At 69.1% G+C, this 17,645-nt stretch carries 17 protein-coding genes; 5 read left to right on the top strand and 12 right to left on the bottom strand.

Annotated features, from left to right (window positions below):
* Positions 1-9: 9 nt before the first annotated feature.
* The 8 genes from M1L36_RS03500 to M1L36_RS03465 form a co-directional block, all read right to left on the bottom strand.
* Positions 10-708: an ABC transporter ATP-binding protein gene (locus M1L36_RS03500; protein ID WP_250872322.1), complete on the bottom strand. Its 699-nt coding sequence runs from the start codon at positions 706-708 to the stop codon at positions 10-12.
* On the bottom strand, positions 705-1,775 hold the full coding sequence (locus tag M1L36_RS03495; RefSeq protein ID WP_250872321.1) for an ABC transporter permease: 1,071 nt from the start codon (positions 1,773-1,775) through the stop codon (positions 705-707). The genes M1L36_RS03500 and M1L36_RS03495 overlap by 4 nt, the downstream gene beginning before the upstream one ends.
* Positions 1,776-1,838: 63 nt before the next feature.
* Positions 1,839-2,927 (bottom strand): hypothetical protein, encoded by a 1,089-nt coding sequence (locus tag M1L36_RS03490; protein WP_250872320.1) that lies wholly within the window; start codon positions 2,925-2,927, stop codon positions 1,839-1,841.
* A 90-nt stretch (positions 2,928-3,017) separates the two neighbouring features.
* Positions 3,018-3,596 carry an MBL fold metallo-hydrolase gene (locus M1L36_RS03485; protein WP_250872319.1) on the bottom strand — a complete coding sequence of 193 codons (579 nt, stop codon included), beginning with the start codon at positions 3,594-3,596 and terminating at the stop codon, positions 3,018-3,020.
* Between the two features lie 59 nt (positions 3,597-3,655).
* On the bottom strand, positions 3,656-4,321 hold the full coding sequence (locus tag M1L36_RS03480) for a bacterio-opsin activator domain-containing protein (RefSeq protein ID WP_250872318.1): 666 nt from the start codon (positions 4,319-4,321) through the stop codon (positions 3,656-3,658).
* Between the two features lie 54 nt (positions 4,322-4,375).
* Positions 4,376-5,152 (bottom strand): creatininase family protein, encoded by a 777-nt coding sequence (locus M1L36_RS03475; RefSeq protein WP_250872317.1) that lies wholly within the window; start codon positions 5,150-5,152, stop codon positions 4,376-4,378.
* A 67-nt stretch (positions 5,153-5,219) separates the two neighbouring features.
* Positions 5,220-6,599: a WD40/YVTN/BNR-like repeat-containing protein gene (locus M1L36_RS03470; protein ID WP_250872316.1), complete on the bottom strand. Its 1,380-nt coding sequence runs from the start codon at positions 6,597-6,599 to the stop codon at positions 5,220-5,222.
* A 53-nt stretch (positions 6,600-6,652) separates the two neighbouring features.
* Positions 6,653-7,003, bottom strand: coding sequence for a cupin domain-containing protein (locus M1L36_RS03465; RefSeq protein ID WP_250872315.1), 351 nt, complete (start codon positions 7,001-7,003; stop codon positions 6,653-6,655).
* Positions 7,004-7,105: 102 nt separating this feature from the next.
* Here M1L36_RS03465 and thyA point away from each other — a divergent pair, with 102 nt between their 5' ends.
* Both thyA and M1L36_RS03455 read left to right on the top strand, forming a co-directional pair.
* Positions 7,106-8,113 (top strand): thymidylate synthase, encoded by a 1,008-nt coding sequence (thyA, locus tag M1L36_RS03460; protein ID WP_250872314.1) that lies wholly within the window; start codon positions 7,106-7,108, stop codon positions 8,111-8,113.
* A gap of 2 nt (positions 8,114-8,115) precedes the next feature.
* A complete protein-coding gene (locus M1L36_RS03455) occupies positions 8,116-8,655 on the top strand; it encodes a dihydrofolate reductase (protein ID WP_369694202.1) in 540 nt (179 codons plus the stop codon).
* A 28-nt stretch (positions 8,656-8,683) separates the two neighbouring features.
* Here M1L36_RS03455 and M1L36_RS03450 read toward each other — a convergent pair whose 3' ends face one another.
* From M1L36_RS03450 to M1L36_RS03440, 3 genes are read right to left on the bottom strand one after another with little or no spacing between them, the layout of a single operon-like run.
* Positions 8,684-9,562, bottom strand: a complete 879-nt coding sequence (locus M1L36_RS03450; RefSeq protein WP_250872313.1) for an alpha/beta fold hydrolase — start codon at positions 9,560-9,562, stop codon at positions 8,684-8,686.
* A 60-nt stretch (positions 9,563-9,622) separates the two neighbouring features.
* The gene (locus M1L36_RS03445; protein WP_250872312.1) at positions 9,623-10,495 is read right to left on the bottom strand and encodes an ABC transporter permease; all 873 of its coding nucleotides are present in this window, start codon (positions 10,493-10,495) and stop codon (positions 9,623-9,625) included.
* Positions 10,492-11,565, bottom strand: a complete 1,074-nt coding sequence (locus M1L36_RS03440) for an ABC transporter ATP-binding protein (RefSeq protein WP_250872311.1) — start codon at positions 11,563-11,565, stop codon at positions 10,492-10,494. Before M1L36_RS03440 ends, M1L36_RS03445 begins: the two co-directional genes overlap by 4 nt.
* 215 nt (positions 11,566-11,780) lie before the next feature.
* Here M1L36_RS03440 and M1L36_RS03435 point away from each other — a divergent pair, with 215 nt between their 5' ends.
* Both M1L36_RS03435 and M1L36_RS03430 read left to right on the top strand, forming a co-directional pair.
* Positions 11,781-11,969 carry an HVO_2922 family protein gene (locus M1L36_RS03435; protein WP_250872310.1) on the top strand — a complete coding sequence of 63 codons (189 nt, stop codon included), beginning with the start codon at positions 11,781-11,783 and terminating at the stop codon, positions 11,967-11,969.
* Between the two features lie 179 nt (positions 11,970-12,148).
* Positions 12,149-13,984: an acyl-CoA dehydrogenase family protein gene (locus M1L36_RS03430; RefSeq protein ID WP_250872309.1), complete on the top strand. Its 1,836-nt coding sequence runs from the start codon at positions 12,149-12,151 to the stop codon at positions 13,982-13,984.
* 18 nt (positions 13,985-14,002) lie between these two features.
* Here the strand turns inward: M1L36_RS03430 and M1L36_RS03425 are convergent, their stop codons facing one another.
* Positions 14,003-14,140, bottom strand: coding sequence for a hypothetical protein (locus M1L36_RS03425; protein WP_250872308.1), 138 nt, complete (start codon positions 14,138-14,140; stop codon positions 14,003-14,005).
* Positions 14,141-14,282: 142 nt separating this feature from the next.
* Between M1L36_RS03425 and M1L36_RS03420 the strand changes: the two genes are divergently transcribed.
* Positions 14,283-17,531: an FAD-binding and (Fe-S)-binding domain-containing protein gene (locus M1L36_RS03420; RefSeq protein ID WP_250872307.1), complete on the top strand. Its 3,249-nt coding sequence runs from the start codon at positions 14,283-14,285 to the stop codon at positions 17,529-17,531.
* Positions 17,532-17,645: the final 114 nt, after the last annotated feature.

Raw genomic sequence — 17,645 nt, 5'->3', positions numbered from 1 at the left:
CTCACCGGCTCAGTCGTCGCTGCCGGCGGCGACGAGGTCGACGTACGACCGCTGGAGGCTGTCGGGGTCGAGGTCCGACTCCGCGAGGTCCGCGGCGCGTTCGTCGACCAGTACGCGCCCGGACTCGACGACGGTCAGATGGTCGAGGACGGGGCCGAACTCGTCGAGACGGTGGGTCGAGACCAGCGCCGCGCGCTCGTCGGTGACGTAGTCGTCGAGCAGCGCCACGAGCTCTGCCCGCGAGACGTCGTCGACGTCCGACATCGGTTCGTCGAGGACGAGCAGTCGCGGCTCCTTCTGGAGGGCGAGCGCCACGTCGAGTTTCTTCGCGAACCCACCGGAGAGGTCGCCCGCGAGGCGGTCGTGCTCGCGGTCCAGACGAAGCCGCGAGAGCGCATCGTCGAACCAGTCGCCGGGGTCCGCGCCGGTGATGCGCGCGAACACGTCGAGGTTCTCGGCGACGGTGAGGTCCGGGTAGAACGTCGGGCGCTGGAAGCCACAGCCGAGCGCCTCGTCGGGGCGCTCGACCGTGCCTCCCGAGGGGCGCGTGAGTCCGAGGGCGACCCGAATCAGCGTGGACTTTCCCGACCCGTTCGGGCCGACGAGACAGTGGACGTTCCCCGCGTCGACGGTCAGCGAGACACCGTCGAGCGCGGCGGTGTCGCCGTAGCGTTTCTCGACGGCGTCGAACGTCAGAAGCGCGGTCATCGGACCCTCCGGTACCGCACGATGCTCAGTTCGAGCAGGACGAACGCACCCAGCGTGACGACCGCGAGCGCGGCGAACCAGTCGAGGAAGTCCCAGACGGTCATCCCCTTCAGCATCGACGAGCGCGCGACGATGGTGCTGTAGTGGAGCGGACTGAGCCGGGCGATCTCACGGCGAACGGGCGAGAAGAACCCGGCGGGGTAGATGGTGTTCGAGAACGCGAGCAGGCCGAACAGCACGACGATGTTGACGAACCGGCCGACGACGCCGAACCGGAACAGCAGCATGATGGCCGTACTCAGCGCGGCCAACCCGAAGAACGTCAACAGGTACGCGAGGACGGCCGCCGGCGCGATGCCGGTGTTCGCGTAGCCCAGCCACAGGCTCATCAGGTGGACGACGGCCATCGGGACGACCAGCAGCGACCCGAAGAACAGCAGTTTGCTGGCGACGACCGCCTCCAGTGACGCCTCCACCTCCAGTCGGTCGAGGACCCGCCGCTCGTTCGCGAGGTTGTACGGGACGTACGCGAAGGCGAACAGCAACACGACCAGCAGGAGACCGACGGGGACGAGGTACTCCGAGAGGCTGTGTTCGGGGCCGACCACCTCCCGCTCGACGCTCACGTCCGCCGGGAGCGTCCGCTGGAGCGGGTAGTCTAGCACGCTGACGATGGCCTCGCTCGCCTCGTGGTACGGGACGATGGAGCCGTCGACGTAGAACGTGAAGTTCGCCGTCGCGGTCTCGTCGGTCAGGTCGGGCGGCACTTCGAGGACGGCGTACACCTGCTCGCGTCTGAGTGCCTCGATGCCCGCTTCGGAGTCCTCGTACTGCCGTGGCTCGGAGAACAGCGTCACCGCGGCGGTCGCGATGTCGAGGTCGTCGTCCGACACCTGCTCGCTGGCGGGGACGACCGCGACCGGCGAGTCACGCGGGATGACCTGGTCGAACGCGGTCGTCGTGTAGACGAACCCACCGGGGAGGACGAGCAACAGGAGGACGAGCGTGGCGAGGTTGTGTCTGCTCCAGCGGACCTCTTTCCGGAGCAGCGAGCGGAGACGACGCATGGGAGACGGGGAGCTAACTGTTCGGTCGGCAGAACGGAAAGTTGAGTGTGTCGGTTGGGCGATTCAGTAGGTTGGACCGGTCGCACCGAGCGGCATCGCCATCATCCGGTAGTACAGGCGGACGAGTTCGGACATCTCGTCGGCGGTCTGCTCGAACGTGAGCGTGACGCGCGTGCCGTCGCGTTCGATGGTGACGTCGTCGAGCGTCTCCTTGGCGGTCTCGTTCTCGACGGTCCCCTTCAGCAGCGAGATGCCGCCGTCGGTGACCTCCTGGATGTCCTCGGCGTCGGACTCGGCGTCGGTCGCCATGCCGACCGCCATGCCGACCGTGTCGCCGTCGGTGTAGTACGCACCCGAGACGTAGCGGACGTCGGCGAAGACGTTCGTGTTGATGGGTGCCCCGCTGTTCTCGTAGGCGCTGTCGGGAATCTGCTGTTGGGGCACCTCCATCGCGAACTGGAAGTAGCCGTCCTGGGTCGAGTCGTACTGTTCGCGGAGTTCGCCGTCGAACGAGGACTCGTCGCCCGCGGCGACGGCGAGCGTGTCACGGACGACGTCGGGCGTCCCGATGACGTAGACGCCGTCCTCGACGACGCCGATCTGCTCGGAGGAGCCGAACTGCGACGTCTCGTTGGGTTCGTAGACGGTGTAGCCCTTGACGGTCGTCTCCTCGTAGGTGGTGAACTCGCTCTCGCTGGCGTTGACGACCTCCTCGGGGGTCCAGTCCGCGCGGACGAGGACGCCGACGTACTGTTCGCCGCCGAAGCCGGTGCTGGCCGTGTCACCGAACACGACGGCTTCGTGGAACCCGTCGAGACTCAGGTCGGAGTCCGCCGACTCTTCTTCGGCGTCCTCGATGAGTTCGGTGTAGCTCTCGGGGCCGTCGTAGTTCGGCGAGGATTCGGCCTGCGTCTCGAGGGCGGCGTTCACCATCTGTTTCGTCGTGTCGTCTTCGACGACGCCGCTGTCGAAGCGCATCACCATGGTCGCGTCGTCCGGGACGGTGTCGGCGAGGTCGGTCTCCTGACCGAGGACGCCGTCGACGTCGACTGCTCCGGTAGCGACCGCGCCGGCCCCGACGCCCGTGACGACGAGGAGACCGACGAGTGCGAGCTTTACCTTCGATGCGAGGAGTGTTTCTGCGAGTGCCATAGTTGAGGAGGTCCCACACGGGGAACCGAGTGTCGTCTGGAACCTTCAATCGCCCCAACTAATCAGTTTCGGTGAGCGTCACGTCGCGTATCAGTACATCTGGGCGGCCTGGCTCGCCAGTTCGACGTCGTGGTACGGGTTCGTGACGACGCTCGGGCCGTGTCCGGTGTGCATCTCGGCGAGGTCCTCGTCGACGGCGTCGAGGACGTACTCGATGCTCTCGACGAGCGTCGGCCGGTCGCCCTCCGCGAGGTCCGTCCGACCGAAACTCCCGTTGGCGAATATCAGGTCGCCCGCGAACAGCACGCCACGGTCGGCGGCGTACAGACAGAGGTGGTCGTCCTTGTGGCCCGGCGTGTGGAGAGCGAGGTAGTCCTCGTCGCCGAGTCGGAAGGTGTCGCCGTCCGCGATGGCGTGGTCGACGCCGGGGAACGACGGGTCGAACCCCCACACTTCGACGTCGAACGCCTCGACGACGGCGTCGAGGTTGCCGACGTGGTCGGGGTGGGTGTGCGTGAGGACGACGGCGTCCAGGTCGTCGGCGTGTTCACGGACGGCCGCGACGACGTCGAAGTCGTTGCCCGGGTCGACCAGCACCGTCCGCTCGCCGGTGACGAGAAAGGCGTTGCTGGTGAACGAGCGGACACCCTGCGCGAGGTTGTGGATCATCGCCGGGAGTTGGGAACGCCGCCGTTAGTGCGTGTCGCTCGACGGGGCCGGTGCGGTGCTCACCGGTCGGCGTCGGCGAGGTGGGTGGTCAACAGCGCCTCCTCGACGAGGTTACCGTGGCCGCGCCGGAGGCGGTCGGCGGCCGCCTGGGCGGTGACGTCGAACTCCGCACCGAGTTCCGCCGTCGTCACGCCGTGCGGGAAGTCGTAGTAGCCGTGTTCGTAGGCGCTGACGAGGGTGTCGTGTTGCGGTTTCGTCAGCCCGTACCGCTCTCGGGGGGTCTCGGCCAGTTCGTAGACGGCCTCGACCTCCATCGTCCAGCCCTCGTGGTCGGCGAACACCTGGGTTCGCCGGAGCGCCGTCTCGTCGGGAAACAGCAGCCTGAGTCGCCACCCGTCGCCGGTGCCCGTCGCCGAGAGGACGGTGCCGTCCTCCTCGCGGAGCACGCGGCCGACGAGGTCGACGCCGCCGACCCACGACATCCGGTAGAGGCGCTCCTCGTCGACCTCCGAGAGCTGTCGGAGGCCGCCGACCGACCCGTCGGCCTCGAACGAGCCGTGGAGCGTGTCGAGGTCGTCGGCGGTCACCCAGCAGAACGGAACGAGACCGTCGGGAGCGTCCGTCTCGACGCGGTGAACCGTGACGGTCGCCGAAGGGACGTCGGAGAGCGTCTGTTGGAGGGCGAACTCGGCCGCGGGGATGCGAACCTCGGTCATCGTGCCCATGTTGGGTCACCCCACACTGCTCGTGGCTTGCTCTTAGCCGTTCGGCCTGTCTGGTCAGACGTGCTCGCGGGGAGCGAGGTCCGCGCTGTCCCGTGCGGCCAGCCACTCACAGAGCGCGACGAGTTGCTCCGTGGCAGCCTCGAACAGTCGCTCGCCCGTCTCGGCGGTCGCGTCGGTCTGGTCGCCGAACACGCCGTTCGGCGAGTTCTCGACGCTGTCGTAGAACGTCCGAGAGCCGTGTTTCCGGACCTTCGCTACCTCCTCGTCGAAGTCCGGCCAGCCACCGTCGCGGGCGTCGGCCAGTTTCTCCTCGCGGACGAGGTCGGGGTGGAGATGCTGGATCATCGCCGTCTCCTTCGGCCCGCCGTGGGGGCCGTTGCGCTCGAACGCCTCGCTCACGAGGTCCGGGATGGACTCGTCCCACATCCACTCGATGGCGTACGCCTCGTCCGCGTCGTGGAGTCGTCGGCCGACCTCTCGGAGGTGCTGGACGTTCCCACCGTGGGCGTTGACGAAGACGATGCGGTCGACGCCGTGGTAGGTGAGATTGCGTGCCAACGAGGTCATGTAGTCGCGGAAGACGGGCGCGTCGACCCACATCGTCCCGTGGAACTGGCGGTGGTGGGGGCTGACGCCGACGTTCACGGTCGGCGTACAGAGGTAGCCCGTGCGCTCGGCGGCCTCGCGGGCGTACGCCTCGGCGATGAGGTGGTCGGTCGCCTCGGGGAGGTGCGGGCCGTGCTGTTCGGTGCTGCCGACGGGGACGAGCGCCAGCGACTCGCGCTCGAAGTAGTCGCCCAACTCCTCCCACGTGTGGTCCGCGAGGTACATACCGAGCGTTCGCCGGGGCACGCCAAGAAACTACGCGAGCAGGCCCGCCTCGCCGCCGACGGCCGTGTCAGCGAGAGACCCGTTCGAGCACCGCCCCACCGTCACCGACGACCACCGCCCGACCGTCGGGACCGACCGCCGCGTCGTGGAGGTCGGCGTCGGTCGCGACGAGGCGGCGTTCCCACCCGTCTCCGGCCCGTTCGACGAGAGTCCCGTCCGGACCGCACGCGACGCCGACCTCGTGTCCGGTGGCGGCCCCCATCGCGAGTCCGGAGAGCAGTCCGTCGACGACGCGACGGGGCGTCCACACCGACCCGTCGAACTCGAACAGTCGACCGTCGCTCGCGGCGACGGCGACGCGGTCACCGCCGAACGGGACGACCGCACGGAACGCACACCCGGCGTCTTCGACCCCGAGACGTGACCACGAGCGGCCGTCGTCCCGACTGACGAACACCGAGGCGTTCGTGTCACAGCAGTACGCGGCGTCCTCGGTCACGGCGAGTGCGGCGATGCTCGACCCGCTACCGGGCGTGACCGGGTCGGCCCACGCGACCCGTGCCCCGTCGTAGCGGCCACGGCGGACGGCCCCCGAACCGTTGGCGAGCAGGACGGTCTCGTCACCGGCGTCGCCCGTCACGGCCACGTCGGTCAGGTTGTTCGTGTCGTCCGCGGGCGCGGAGTGGTCGGTGACGCGCCCGGTCTCGGCGTCGTACCGTCCGAGCGCACCGCCGTCGCCGGCGACCCACACCCCGCGACCGTCGGCCGTCGAGGCGACGCCGTGGAGCGTCTGCCCCGCCGCGCCGGGGCCATCGTCTACGAGTCGTTCCCAGCCGTCCCCCCGGCGACCGAGCAAGACCCCACCGTCGCCGACGGCGTACGTCCCGGCCGTGGTCCCGACGACGCCACGGAGCGTCCGGTCGGTCGGGGCGGCGACGGACTGCCAGCGGGTCTCCGTCCCCGTCGGGGAGTCGTCGGTGTCGGAGTCCGAATCCGAATCGCCGTCGTTCGAGTCGGTATCGGAATCGGTGTCGCCGTCGTCCGAGTCGGAGTCGGAATCCGTATCGACACCGTCCGAGTCCGAGTCCGAGTCACCGTCGTCGGCGTCCGAATCGGTGTCACCGTCCGCGTCGTGGCCGTCGTCGGACCGGCCACCGGGCGAGTCCGATTCGACACGGTCGGCGTCGGGGGCCTGGGTCCGTCCGGGAGTAGACCGCTCGTCGACCGGCGACTCGTCCGTGTCGGCGGCCGACGGGAGCGTCGTCCCCGAGACGTACAGGTACACCGGCGGGAGCACGTAGACGGCGATGGCGGCGACGGCGAACCCCCAGTGGACGAACGTCAGGAGGCCGAGCGCCGTGAGTGCGACCGTCGTCGCCGTGTGCAGGGCGGTGTGAACGTACGCGCGGTAGAAGGTGAGGAACCCGCCGTCTGTGGACGAAGCCATCTGGTATCGTCAGAGGAGACGCCTCAGCGCCAAGAGCGTTCGGCCCGCGTGGGTCACACAGTGCTGGCGACGACGACCCTGACGTGGTCGTCGCCACGGTTGACGAGTTGGCGCGACTGGTCGGGCGGAAGCCGGGCGGCCTCGAACGTGTCGAGCGTGATGGTCTCGACGGTGCCCGAGCGACGCGTGCAGTCGATGTCCAACGTCCCCTCGACGGCGAGGTAGACCGTCTCGGTGTCACCGCCGGAGTGGCGGTACTCGACGCCGCGACCGCCGGGGGCGAGTTCGACCACCGTGAGGCTCAGTCTGTCACAGCCGAGCAGGCCACGGAGGGGCCACATCTCGCCGTCGTCGTCCTCGACGACCGACCGCACCTCGTCGACACCCGCCGTCTCGTACTCCATCGTCACGACGGTCTCCCGGTCGGAGTATCAACGTCGGCCCGGCCGCTGCCACGTCGAGATGAACATTGATTAGACGCCCCTCCCGACACCCCACAACGACCGATGCACGCCTACCTCGACCTCGTCCGTCGCGTCCTCGAAACCGGGGGGTACAAACCCAACCGGACGGGCGTGGACACCGTCTCCGCGTTCGGCCAGCACTACCACGTCGACCTCCAGGAGGGGTTCCCACTGTTGACCACGAAACAGCTCTCGGACTTCCGCTGGAACTCGCTGGTCCACGAACTGCTCTGGTACCTCTCGGGTGAGGAGCACATCCGCACGCTGCGCGAGGAGACCGGCATCTGGGACGCCTGGGCCGACGAGGAGGGCCGCCTCGACACCGCCTACGGACGGTTCTGGCGGCGCTACCCCGTCCCCGAGTCCGGGCTGGACGGCGAGTCCTGGCCCGACGACACCCAGCGCTGGACCCGCGACGACGAGGGCGGGCGGACGTTCGACCAACTCCAGTACGTGCTCGACACGCTCCGTGAGAACCCTCACTCGCGGCGGATGGTCGTCAACGCCTGGCACCCCGCGAACGCGGCCGTCTCGACGCTCCCCCCGTGTCACTACACGTTCGTCTTCAACGTCCAGGGTGACCGGCTGAACTGCCACCTCACCCAGCGTTCGGGCGACGTCGCGCTCGGCGTGCCGTTCAACGTCGCGTGTTACTCCATCCTCACCCACGCCGTCGCCCAGCGCACCGGCTTCGAGGTCGGCGAGTTCAGTCACAGCGTCGTCGACGCACACGTCTACTGCGGCGAGGGCGAGCGCGGCGCGTGGTACGACGACAACCTCCCCGAACTCCAGTCACGGCTCGCGAACGTCGCGGACCGCAGCGAGTACGAGGCCGTCCGCGGGTGGCTCGAAGACGCCGCACCCGCCGAGCAGGAGGGTCGCGAACGCTACGACCACGTCCCCGGTCTGCTCACACAGCTCTCGCGCGAGCCACGCGAGCGACCGCGCGTCGAGGTCGCGGACGTGCCCCTCGACGAGTTGACGTTCGAGGACGTCACGCTCCACGACTACGACCCGGCCGAGGGCATCCGGTTCGCCGTCGCCGAGTGACCGTGACCGACGACACCACCCGGACGACGGCTCGCATCACGCTGGTCGCCGCGGTCGCCGCCAACGGCGTCATCGGGCGCGACGGCGGGATGCCGTGGCACCTCCCCGAGGACCTCGCGCACTTCAAGGAGACGACGTCGGGCCACCCCGTCGTGATGGGGCGGCTGACCTACGAGTCCATCGCCGCGGACATCGGCGGCCCGCTCCCGAACCGCACCAGCGTCGTCCTCACCACGAGTGGTGTCGACGCGGAGGACGGCGGCGACGATGACACGCACGTCGTCGAGGTCGGGAGCGTCGAGATGGCGCTGGAGACGGCGACCGCCGACGCCCGAGCGCGCGACGTCGAGACGGTGTACGTCGTGGGCGGTGCGACGGTGTACGAGCAGTTCCTCGCGGACGCCGACCGACTCGTCCTGACGGAACTCACCGACGCCCACGAGGGCGACACGCGCTTCCCCGACTGGGACCGCGACGCCTTCGTCGAGGTCGAACGCGACGAGCGCGAGGGGTTCGCGTTCGTCACCTACGAACGCCGCTAGTCGCAGTAACCCCGCGACGACCGCCGGGTCACGCCTCGACGAACCGCTCGGCGGCGAACTCGCGGACGCGCTCGGTGAAGAACGCCGGGTTGTCGACGTTCGAGGCGTGGCCGCCGCCGGGGACGACGGCCGTCTCGACGGGCGCGTTCACCAGTCGGTCGAGCAGTCGGTCGGTCATCACCTGGATGGCCCCCGGGAGGTTTTCGCCGTGGAGTACGAGCGTCGGGACGGTGATGGCCGACGCGTCGAAGTCGCTGTCCGGAAAGTCGGCGACCGACTCGATAATCTTCCGGAACTCGTCGTGAGGAATCGTCGGTGCGTCCTCCATCACCCGCTGGATGGTGACGCCGTCGCCCTCGACGCCGGGGGCGAACGTCCGTCCGACCCACAACTGCGCCCGGTTCAGCGTCGTGTACCGGACGAATCGGTCCAGCCGACCCAGCACCCGGTACGTCGAGAAGACGAGCCGGCTGGAACGGGGCAACGGCGCGGCGGTGAACGTGTCGGCGAGCACCACACCGGCGACCCGCTCGGGGTGGCGGGCGGCGTACACCTGTGCGATGGCACCGCCCATCGATAACCCACAGAGGACGGGTCGCTCGATAGCCAACGCGTCGAGCAGGGCGTCGAGGTCCTCGGCGTAGAGGGCCATCGAGTACGATTCGTGGTCGGAGCCGCCAGTGTGGCCGTGACCCCGGACGTCATAGACGACGGTCGTGAACTCGTCTGCGAGCGCCGTCGCTTGGGCCGTCCACAGCGCCGTGCTCGTCGCCATCGCGTGGACGAACACGACGGGCGGCCCGTCGCCCCGTCGCTCGTAGTACGTCTCGATGCCGTTCGTGTGGACCGTGCCGGTCTCGACGCTCTCGTCGGCCACGCGACTCGCTAGGCTGGTGTCGTCACTCATGAGACAGGTTGGTCGTGCGAGGAGATAAGGGAGACAGCGGCAGGTCGGGGCCGGCCGAACTCAGACCCTCGCCGAGGAGGCCCGCGACAGCATGACCACCGCGACGGTCCCGAGGACGACGTCGAGGGCGACGAGCACCGCCAAATCGGGGGCGAGCGCGGCCCAGTCCCACCCCTCCAGCATCAGCGTGCGCGTGGCGTCCACACCGTAGGTGATGGGGTTGAGTCGCGCGACGACCTGCATCCACCCGGGGAGTGCCTCGATGGGCAGGAACGCCGAGGAGACGAACAGCAGCGGGAACGTCAGCAGGTTCGCGCCGATGATGGTCGACTCCTGGTCGCGCGTCACGAGCGCGAGGACGTTCGAGAACGCCGTGAACCAGAGGCTGAACAGGACGGCGACGCCGAGCATCGCCACCGCACCGAGCACCCCCGTCTCGACGGTCGCCCCGAGGAGGACGCCGAGGACGACGATGAGCGCCCCCTGGACGACGACGCGGATCATCTCCGAGAGCGTCTTGCCGAGGAACACCGCCGAGCGACGCATCGGCGTCACCAGCACCTTCTCGAACATGCCGTTCTCGATGTCGTTGACCAGCCCGATACCCGACGACGAGGCGGCGATGAGCGCCACCTGGACGACGATAGCCGGGACGAGGTACGTCAGGTAGTCGACGCCCGCGGCGTCCCCGATGGCCGCGCCGACGACGCCGCCGAACACCTCCGAGAACAGCAGGAGGAACACGACGGGCTGGACGACGCTTCCGACGACGATGAACGGGTTGCGCAGTGCCTTCAGGTTCCACCGCTTGAAGTTCACCCACACCTCCGCGAGGTAGGACGTCGACCGCGGCGGCTCGACGGTCCCGACGGTCGGCTCGGGGTACTGCGGGTCCTCGGCCGTCGCGGTCCGGGCCGGCGTGTCGCCGCTCATCGGCCCACCTTCTGGTCGGTCGGCCCCTCACTCGGCTCGGATTCGCCGTCCGCGCTCGTGGCGCGCTCGCTCGCCGGAGTGCCCGTGATGGCGAGGAACACGTCGTCGAGCGTCGGCGAGTGGACCTCGAACCCTTCGACGGCGACGCCGGCGTCGCGAAGGGCGACGAGCAGGTCGGTCCCGACCCGCCGGGCGTGCAGGGACGTGACGCTCACACCGGTCTCGGTCCGGGAGACGGACCCCTCGCCGTCGAGCAGGCCCGACTCGCGGACGACGCGTACGGCGCGGTCGCGGCTCGACTCGTCGTCGTCGATGAGGTCGACGTCGAGGACGTCGCCGCCGACGCGCGCTTTGAGTTCGGCGGGGGTGCCTTCGGCGACGATGTGTCCGTCGTCGATGACGGCGAGACGGTCGCACAGTTGGTCGGCCTCTTCGAGGTACTGCGTGGTGAGGAACACCGTCGTCCCCGCGTCGTTTATCTCCCGGAAGTACTCCCAGAGGCGGTTGCGCGCCTTCGGGTCCAGCCCCGTGGTCGGTTCGTCGAGGAAGACGAGCGGCGGGCGGTGGACCAACGCGGTGGCGACGTCGAGCCGTTTCTTCATCCCGCCGGAGTAGGTCTTGGCCTGGTCGTCGGCTACCGCCGCGAGGTCGACGAGGTCGAGCAGTTCGTCGATTCGGGCGGCGCGTTCGGCCCGCGGGACGCCGTACGCCTCACAGGCGAACCGGATGTTCTCCCGAGCGGTGAGTTCGAGGTCGACGCTCGTCTCCTGGGCCATGTAGCCGACGGAGGCCCGGAGCGCGCGGCGGTCCCGGCGTACGTCGAACCCGTTGACGGTGACGGTCCCGCCGGTCGGGTCGAGCAGCGTGACGAGCGCCTTGATGGTGGTCGTCTTTCCCGCACCGTTGGGCCCGAGAAAGCCGAAGAACTCGCCTTCGGGGACGGTGAGCGAGACGTCCTTCACCGCCTCGGTGCCCGAGGCGTACGTCACCGAGACGTGCTGTGCGCGGATGGCGTCGGGCCGGGGCGACCCGTCGGGGCGGTCGTCTGTCGTCGAGGATACGGGGTGCATGAGGTCTCCGGCCGAACCGGGCGTCGGGGCCGTTCGCGGCCGGTCCGAGCCGCGAGCGACGTGGTGCCGTGGCTGGAGACGAGTCGATTCGGTCGTGGACTCCAGTTGGTCGGCCGAGCGCATAAACTCGTCTGTGGGCTCGACGTTATCGACAGACAGACTATCGACTCGCACGCTGTGGCGGTATTTTACGACCGGCGACCGTCGTCACGAATGTGTCCCACGCGACATTCGAACTGTACGAAGACGCGGCAGGAAAGTACCGCTGGAGACTCGTCCACGACAACGGCAACATCATCGCCGACTCCGGCGAGGGCTACGTCAACGAGAGCGACGCCCGCAACGGTATCCACAGCGTCCGCACGAACGCACCGGAGGCCGCCACCGTCGAGACCGACGACTGAACCGCCCGCCGACTCCGGACACCACGACCGGCACCCGACCGACTCGTCTGTCATCCGCGCCGGTCCTTCTTTCGACGAAACGCCCGTGAGCGGCCTGCACGCCGCTGGGCTGTGGGTCCGTCTGCGCCGACGTGGTACCACCCCACAGGAGTTATGTCGTCGCTCCGTCACCCTCGGACATGGACGACCCCATCGACTACGGGACGCTCGACAGCGGGCGTGACTGCAACTACTGGGCGCTCGACCGCACCCTCCAGCGCGTCGTCGAGCGCGCCTACCCCGAGGCGGAGTTCGAGTGGGCCGCCGAGCGGTTGGACTGGCTGGGCGAGGAGACCGGCCACCGAATCGTCGACAACAGCGAGGCCGTCGAGCGTCACCCGCCGGAACTCGACACCTACGACGACTGGGGCGAGGTGCAGAACCACGTCGAGTACCACCCCGCGCTCGCCGACACCGAACTCGCGACGTACTGCGAGTTCGGGTTGGCCCACGACGTGTTCCACGCACCCGACGGCCGCGACGAACCGCTCGGCCTGACGCACGCCATCGCGGGCGAAGCCATCCTCTCGTACGTCGACCCGGGGTTCGTCTGCCCGGCGTCGATGACCGTCGGTGCGGCCATCGTCCTCGACCGGTTCGGCCGGGACGACCCACGCACGAAGCGCTACTTCGAGGCGCTGACCAGCGACGACCCGGACGAGTACGTCGAGGGCGCGATGTTCCTGACGGAGAAACAGGGCGGCAGCGACGTCGGCGCGAACGAGACGGTCGCCGTCGCCACGGACGAGGAGGGCGTCTACGAACTCACCGGCGAGAAGTGGTTCTGCTCGAACATCGACGCCGAGGGGACGCTCGCGCTCGCCCGCCGCGAGGACGCCCCCGAAGGGACGAAGGGTCTCTCGCTGTTCGTCGTCCCGCACACCGTCAGCGAGGACGGTGACCCACGCGGCGAGGGCGACGACACGCGGCTCAACGACCAGTTGTACCGTCGGTTGAAGGACAAACTCGGCACGCTGTCGGTCCCCACTGGCGAGGTCGAACTGCGCGGCGCGACGGGCTACCTCGTCGGCGAACCCGAGCAGGGGTTCCGCTACATGACCGAGATGCTCAACTTCGAACGGCTGTCGAACGCCGCCGCGAGCGTCGGCATCGTCGGACGCTGTCTGCTCGAATCGAAGGTGTACGCCGCCGACCGCGAGGCGTTCGGCCAGACCATCGACCAGTACCCGTTGATGCGTCGGGACCTCGTGGAGATGGCCGTCGACTACGAGGCCGCGAGCGCGTTCGTCTTCTCGGCGTCGCGACTGCTCGACGAGTACCGCGAGGCGGTCCGCGAGGAGGGCATCGACAGCGCGCACGACTCGGAGGCGTTCCGCCTCATGCGTCTGCTCGTCCCCATCGCCAAACTCCGGACGGCCCGCGAGTCCGTCGACACGGCCTCCTACGCCTGCGAGGTGCTGGGTGGCAACGGCTACGTCTCGGGCTTTACGACCGAACGGCTGCTCCGGGACGCACAGGTGCTCCCCATCTGGGAGGGCACCTCGAACATCCTCTCGCTGGACGTGCTGCGCGTGCTCGCCAAGCAGGCCAGCCACGAGGTGTTCGTGCCCGCAGTGGAGGAGCGCCTCGATGCGGCCAGCGAACACGACGCGCTCTCGGAGACCGCCGCGACGGTCCGCGAGGAACTCGCCGACCTCCAGAGCGGGATGGCGACGCTCGCCACCGAGGACCAGGAGTACGCCCAGTTACAGGCGAAAGAGCTGGCGAACTACGTCTACGACGTGTTCGCGGCCGCGGAACTGCTCGACATGGCCGCCGAGGACCTCGAATCGGGCGACGGTCGGCGCGCGCTCGTCGCCCACGAGTTCGTGTCGCGCCAGTTCGGTCGCGAGGAGGGTCGGGGCATCTCCTCGGGCGACCGGGTGGCGCTCGACCACTTCGACGCCATCGTCCGGTACGCGGGCGTCGACCCCGATGAACTGGCGACACCGGCGTCTGCCCCGGCCGACGACTGACGGAGCGCCCCAGTCGGCTCAGTCACCGCCGTCTCGCGACTCGTCGCGCTCGTCGGTCCCGTCGGCGGACCGTCGATACAGTGTGTAGCCGAGGTCGACGACCGCGTAGACCGCCTGGAAGAACGCGACGACGGCGAGGGCCAGCGTCTGGAGCATCGTGCGTTGCCCGACGACGAGTCCGAGGGTGAGTCTTCTGGTCGGTGGAGTGAGCGCGCAGTGGCGACAACCGGACCCACTCGGACCGACAGATTCCGCCGGCCGCACGCGGTTTTTTATCCCCGGACGGGGTGGACACCGTATGGCACTCGGGGAGCGCTCGGGGGACCCGGCAGACGACCCGCGAGCGACGTACGACTACGAGATGGGCGACACCGCCCGACCGGGCCTCGTCGAGGACCTCGAATCGCTCGTCGCCGGCGAGGTCCGCTTCGACGACTACTCGCGGTCGCTGTACGCGACCGACGCCTCCGCCTACGAGGTGACACCGGTCGGGGTCGTCTTCCCCGAAGACACCGACGACGTCTCGGCGGTGATGCGCTACTGTGCGAGACGCAAGATTCCGGTCCTCCCCCGCGGCGGCGGGACGAGTCTCGCCGGCCAGACCGTCAACCAGGCGGTCGTCCTCGACTTCACGAAGCACATGGACGCGGTGACGAACGTCAGCCCCGGCCGTCGCCGCGCGACCGCACAGGCGGGGACGATCCTCGGCGAGTTGAACCGCGAACTCGCCAGCGAGGACCTGAAGTTCGCACCCGACCCCGCGTGGGCCGACAAGTCCGCCATCGGCGGTGCGGTCGGCAACAACTCGACCGGGTCGCACTCGCTGGTGTACGGCAAGACCGACGCCTACGTCGAGTCCTGTGAGGTCGTCCTCGCCGACGGGCACGTCACCCGGTTCGGCGAGACTCCGGTCGCGGAACTGCGCGAGAGGGCCGACCCCGCGAGCGACGCGTGGGACGACGGCCCGCCGAGTCCGTTGCTCCCGCGCATCTACGCCGAGGTCGTCCGGATTCTGGACGAGGAGGCCGACGAGGTGGAGCGACGCTTCCCCGACCTCAAGCGGAACGTCTCGGGGTACAACTTCGACGTGCTGGTCGAAGAAGCCCGCGAGGACGGCGTCGTCAACCTCGCACGCCTCATGGCCGGGAGCGAGGGCACCCTCGCCATCGTCACCGAGGTGACCGTCTCGCTCGAACTCGTCCCCGAGACGAAGGCCGTCGCGCTGCTCACCTACGACTCGCTGTTGGACGCGCTGAGCGACGTCTCCCCCATCCTCGACCACGACCCCGCGGCCGTCGAGGTGATGGACGACGTGCTGTTGGACCTCGCACGCGACACCCCGGAGTTCGCGGACGTGGTCGGGATGCTCCCCGAGGGGACCGACTCCGTTCTGCTCGTCGAGTTCTACGCCGACAGCGACGACGAGGGGCGACAACTGGTCGCCGACCTCGTCGCCGACCGAGCGGCGGGCGTCGAGACCGAGTTCGCGCCCAGCGACGGCGCGAGCGAGACCACCGCGACGGAGCGGTACGCCAGCACCGCGATGGAGGCCCACGACGCCGACACTCGCGCGACGTTCTGGAAGATGCGCAAGTCGGGCCTCCCCATCTTGCTCTCGCGGACGACCGACGAGAAGCACATGTCGTTCATCGAGGACACCGCGATTCCCGCCGAGAACCTCCCGGCGTACGTCGAGGAGTTCGAGGAGGTCCTGGAGGACGAGGGGACGTTCGCCTCCTACTACGCCCACGCCGGCCCGGGCGTGCTCCACATCCGCCCGTTGATCAACACGAAGACCGAGCGGGGCGTCGAGTCGTTCCACGACATCGCCGACGCCGTCACCGACCTCGTCGTGAAGTACGGCGGGTCGGTGTCGGGCGAACACGGCGACGGCCGCGCGCGAACCCAGTGGAACCGTCGGCTGTACGGCGACCGCCTCTGGCAGGCGTTCGGCGAGTTGAAGACCGCCTTCGACCCCGAGTGGCTCCTGAACCCGGGCAACGTCTGCGGCGACCACGAGATGCGCCGACACCTGCGGTTCTCCCCGGACTACGCGTTCGACGCGGGGTTCGAACCGACGCTGAACTGGGAGAACGACAACGGGATGCAGGGGATGGTCGAACTCTGTCACGGCTGTGGGGGCTGTCGCGGCTCACAGGAGGTCACGGGCGGCGTGATGTGTCCCACGTACCGCGCGATGGACGAGGAGGCGCTGTCGACCCGTGGACGGGCCAACGCGCTCCGTGGGGCGATGAGCGGCAGCCTCCCCGCGGACCCCACGGACGACGAGTTCGTCGAGGAGGTGATGGACCTCTGTATCGGCTGTAAGGGCTGTTCGAAGGACTGCCCCAGCGGCGTCGACATGGCGAAGCTGAAAGCGGAAGTGGAGTACGAGCACCACGAGCGCCACGGGGTGAGCCTCCGAGACCGCCTGTTCACGAACGTCGACAGCGTCAACCGGCTCGCCTCGACGTTCGCGCCGCTGGCGAACACGCTGAAGCGACTGCCGGGGGCGGGGAAGCTCCAGGAGGCGCTGTTCGGCATCGCGAGCGAGCGGACCCTCCCCGGGTTCGCCACCACGTCGTTCGAGGAGTGGTGTGCCAACCGGACGCCGACCGTCTCCCTCGACGAGTCCTACCGCGGCGTGTTGCTGTTCCCCGACACCTACACGAACTACAACCGGCCGGAGGTGGGGAAGGCCGCCATCGAGGTGCTCGAGGCCGCCGACATCCACGTGCAAGTGGCCGACGCTGGACCGAGCGGTCGGGCCGCCCACTCGAAGGGCCGCCTCGACGTCGCCCGCGAACGCGCCCAGGCGGTCGTCGACGACCTCGCACCACGCGTCCGGGAGGGGTGGGACATCGTCGTGCTCGAACCTTCGGACGCGGTGATGCTCCAGCACGACTACCTCGACCTCCTGCGCGGGCACGACGTCGAGCACCTCGCGGAGAACACCTACGGGTTCGCGGAGTACCTCGACGTCCACCGCATCGACGAGCGCCTCCCGCTGGCGGGGACGGGGTCGCTCACCTACCACGGCCACTGCCATCAGAAGTCGACGATGCGCGACCACCACGCCGTCGGCGTCCTGCGACGGGCGGGCTACGAGGTCGACCCCGTCGACTCGGGGTGTTGTGGGATGGCCGGGAGCTTCGGCTACGAGGCCGAGCACTACTCGATGAGCCGCGCCATCGGTGACGTGCTCGTCGGGCAGGTCGCCGACTCGCCGGGTGACCGCGTCGTCACGCCGGGCGCGTCCTGTCGCTCCCAGCTCGAATCGTACGACGAGCGACCGGACCACCCCGCCGAACTGCTCCGCGAGGCGATGGCGATGTGGGAACGCGGCCAGGACGCGCCGACCCCCGAGGGCGTCGACGTGGTCCGGACGACGGACGACGAGGACGACGCGAACGCTCCCGCCGGCGCGACGACCGACCGACCGACCGGCGAGTGGCTCGACGTCGTCCGGACCGACGACGAGGAGTCCCCCGGTGGACGCTCGTCGCGGCCGACGACCGACCGCGACTCGACGGGCGACGACCACTGACGAACTGCGGGCGTTCCGACACGTCGTCGCCGAGTCGGTGTCCATCACGTTCGTTTCCGGTGTGACTCACGGTAGCACAACGAGCGCATGCCGTGTCGATTTTATACCTCGCGG

It is taken from the genome of Halomarina rubra (genome assembly GCF_023699475.1).
In the GTDB taxonomy this organism is placed as follows: domain Archaea; phylum Halobacteriota; class Halobacteria; order Halobacteriales; family Haloarculaceae; genus Halomarina; species Halomarina rubra.
The sequence above is the reverse complement of the archived record's forward strand: the minus strand, read 5'-3'. Positions and strand labels throughout refer to the sequence as shown.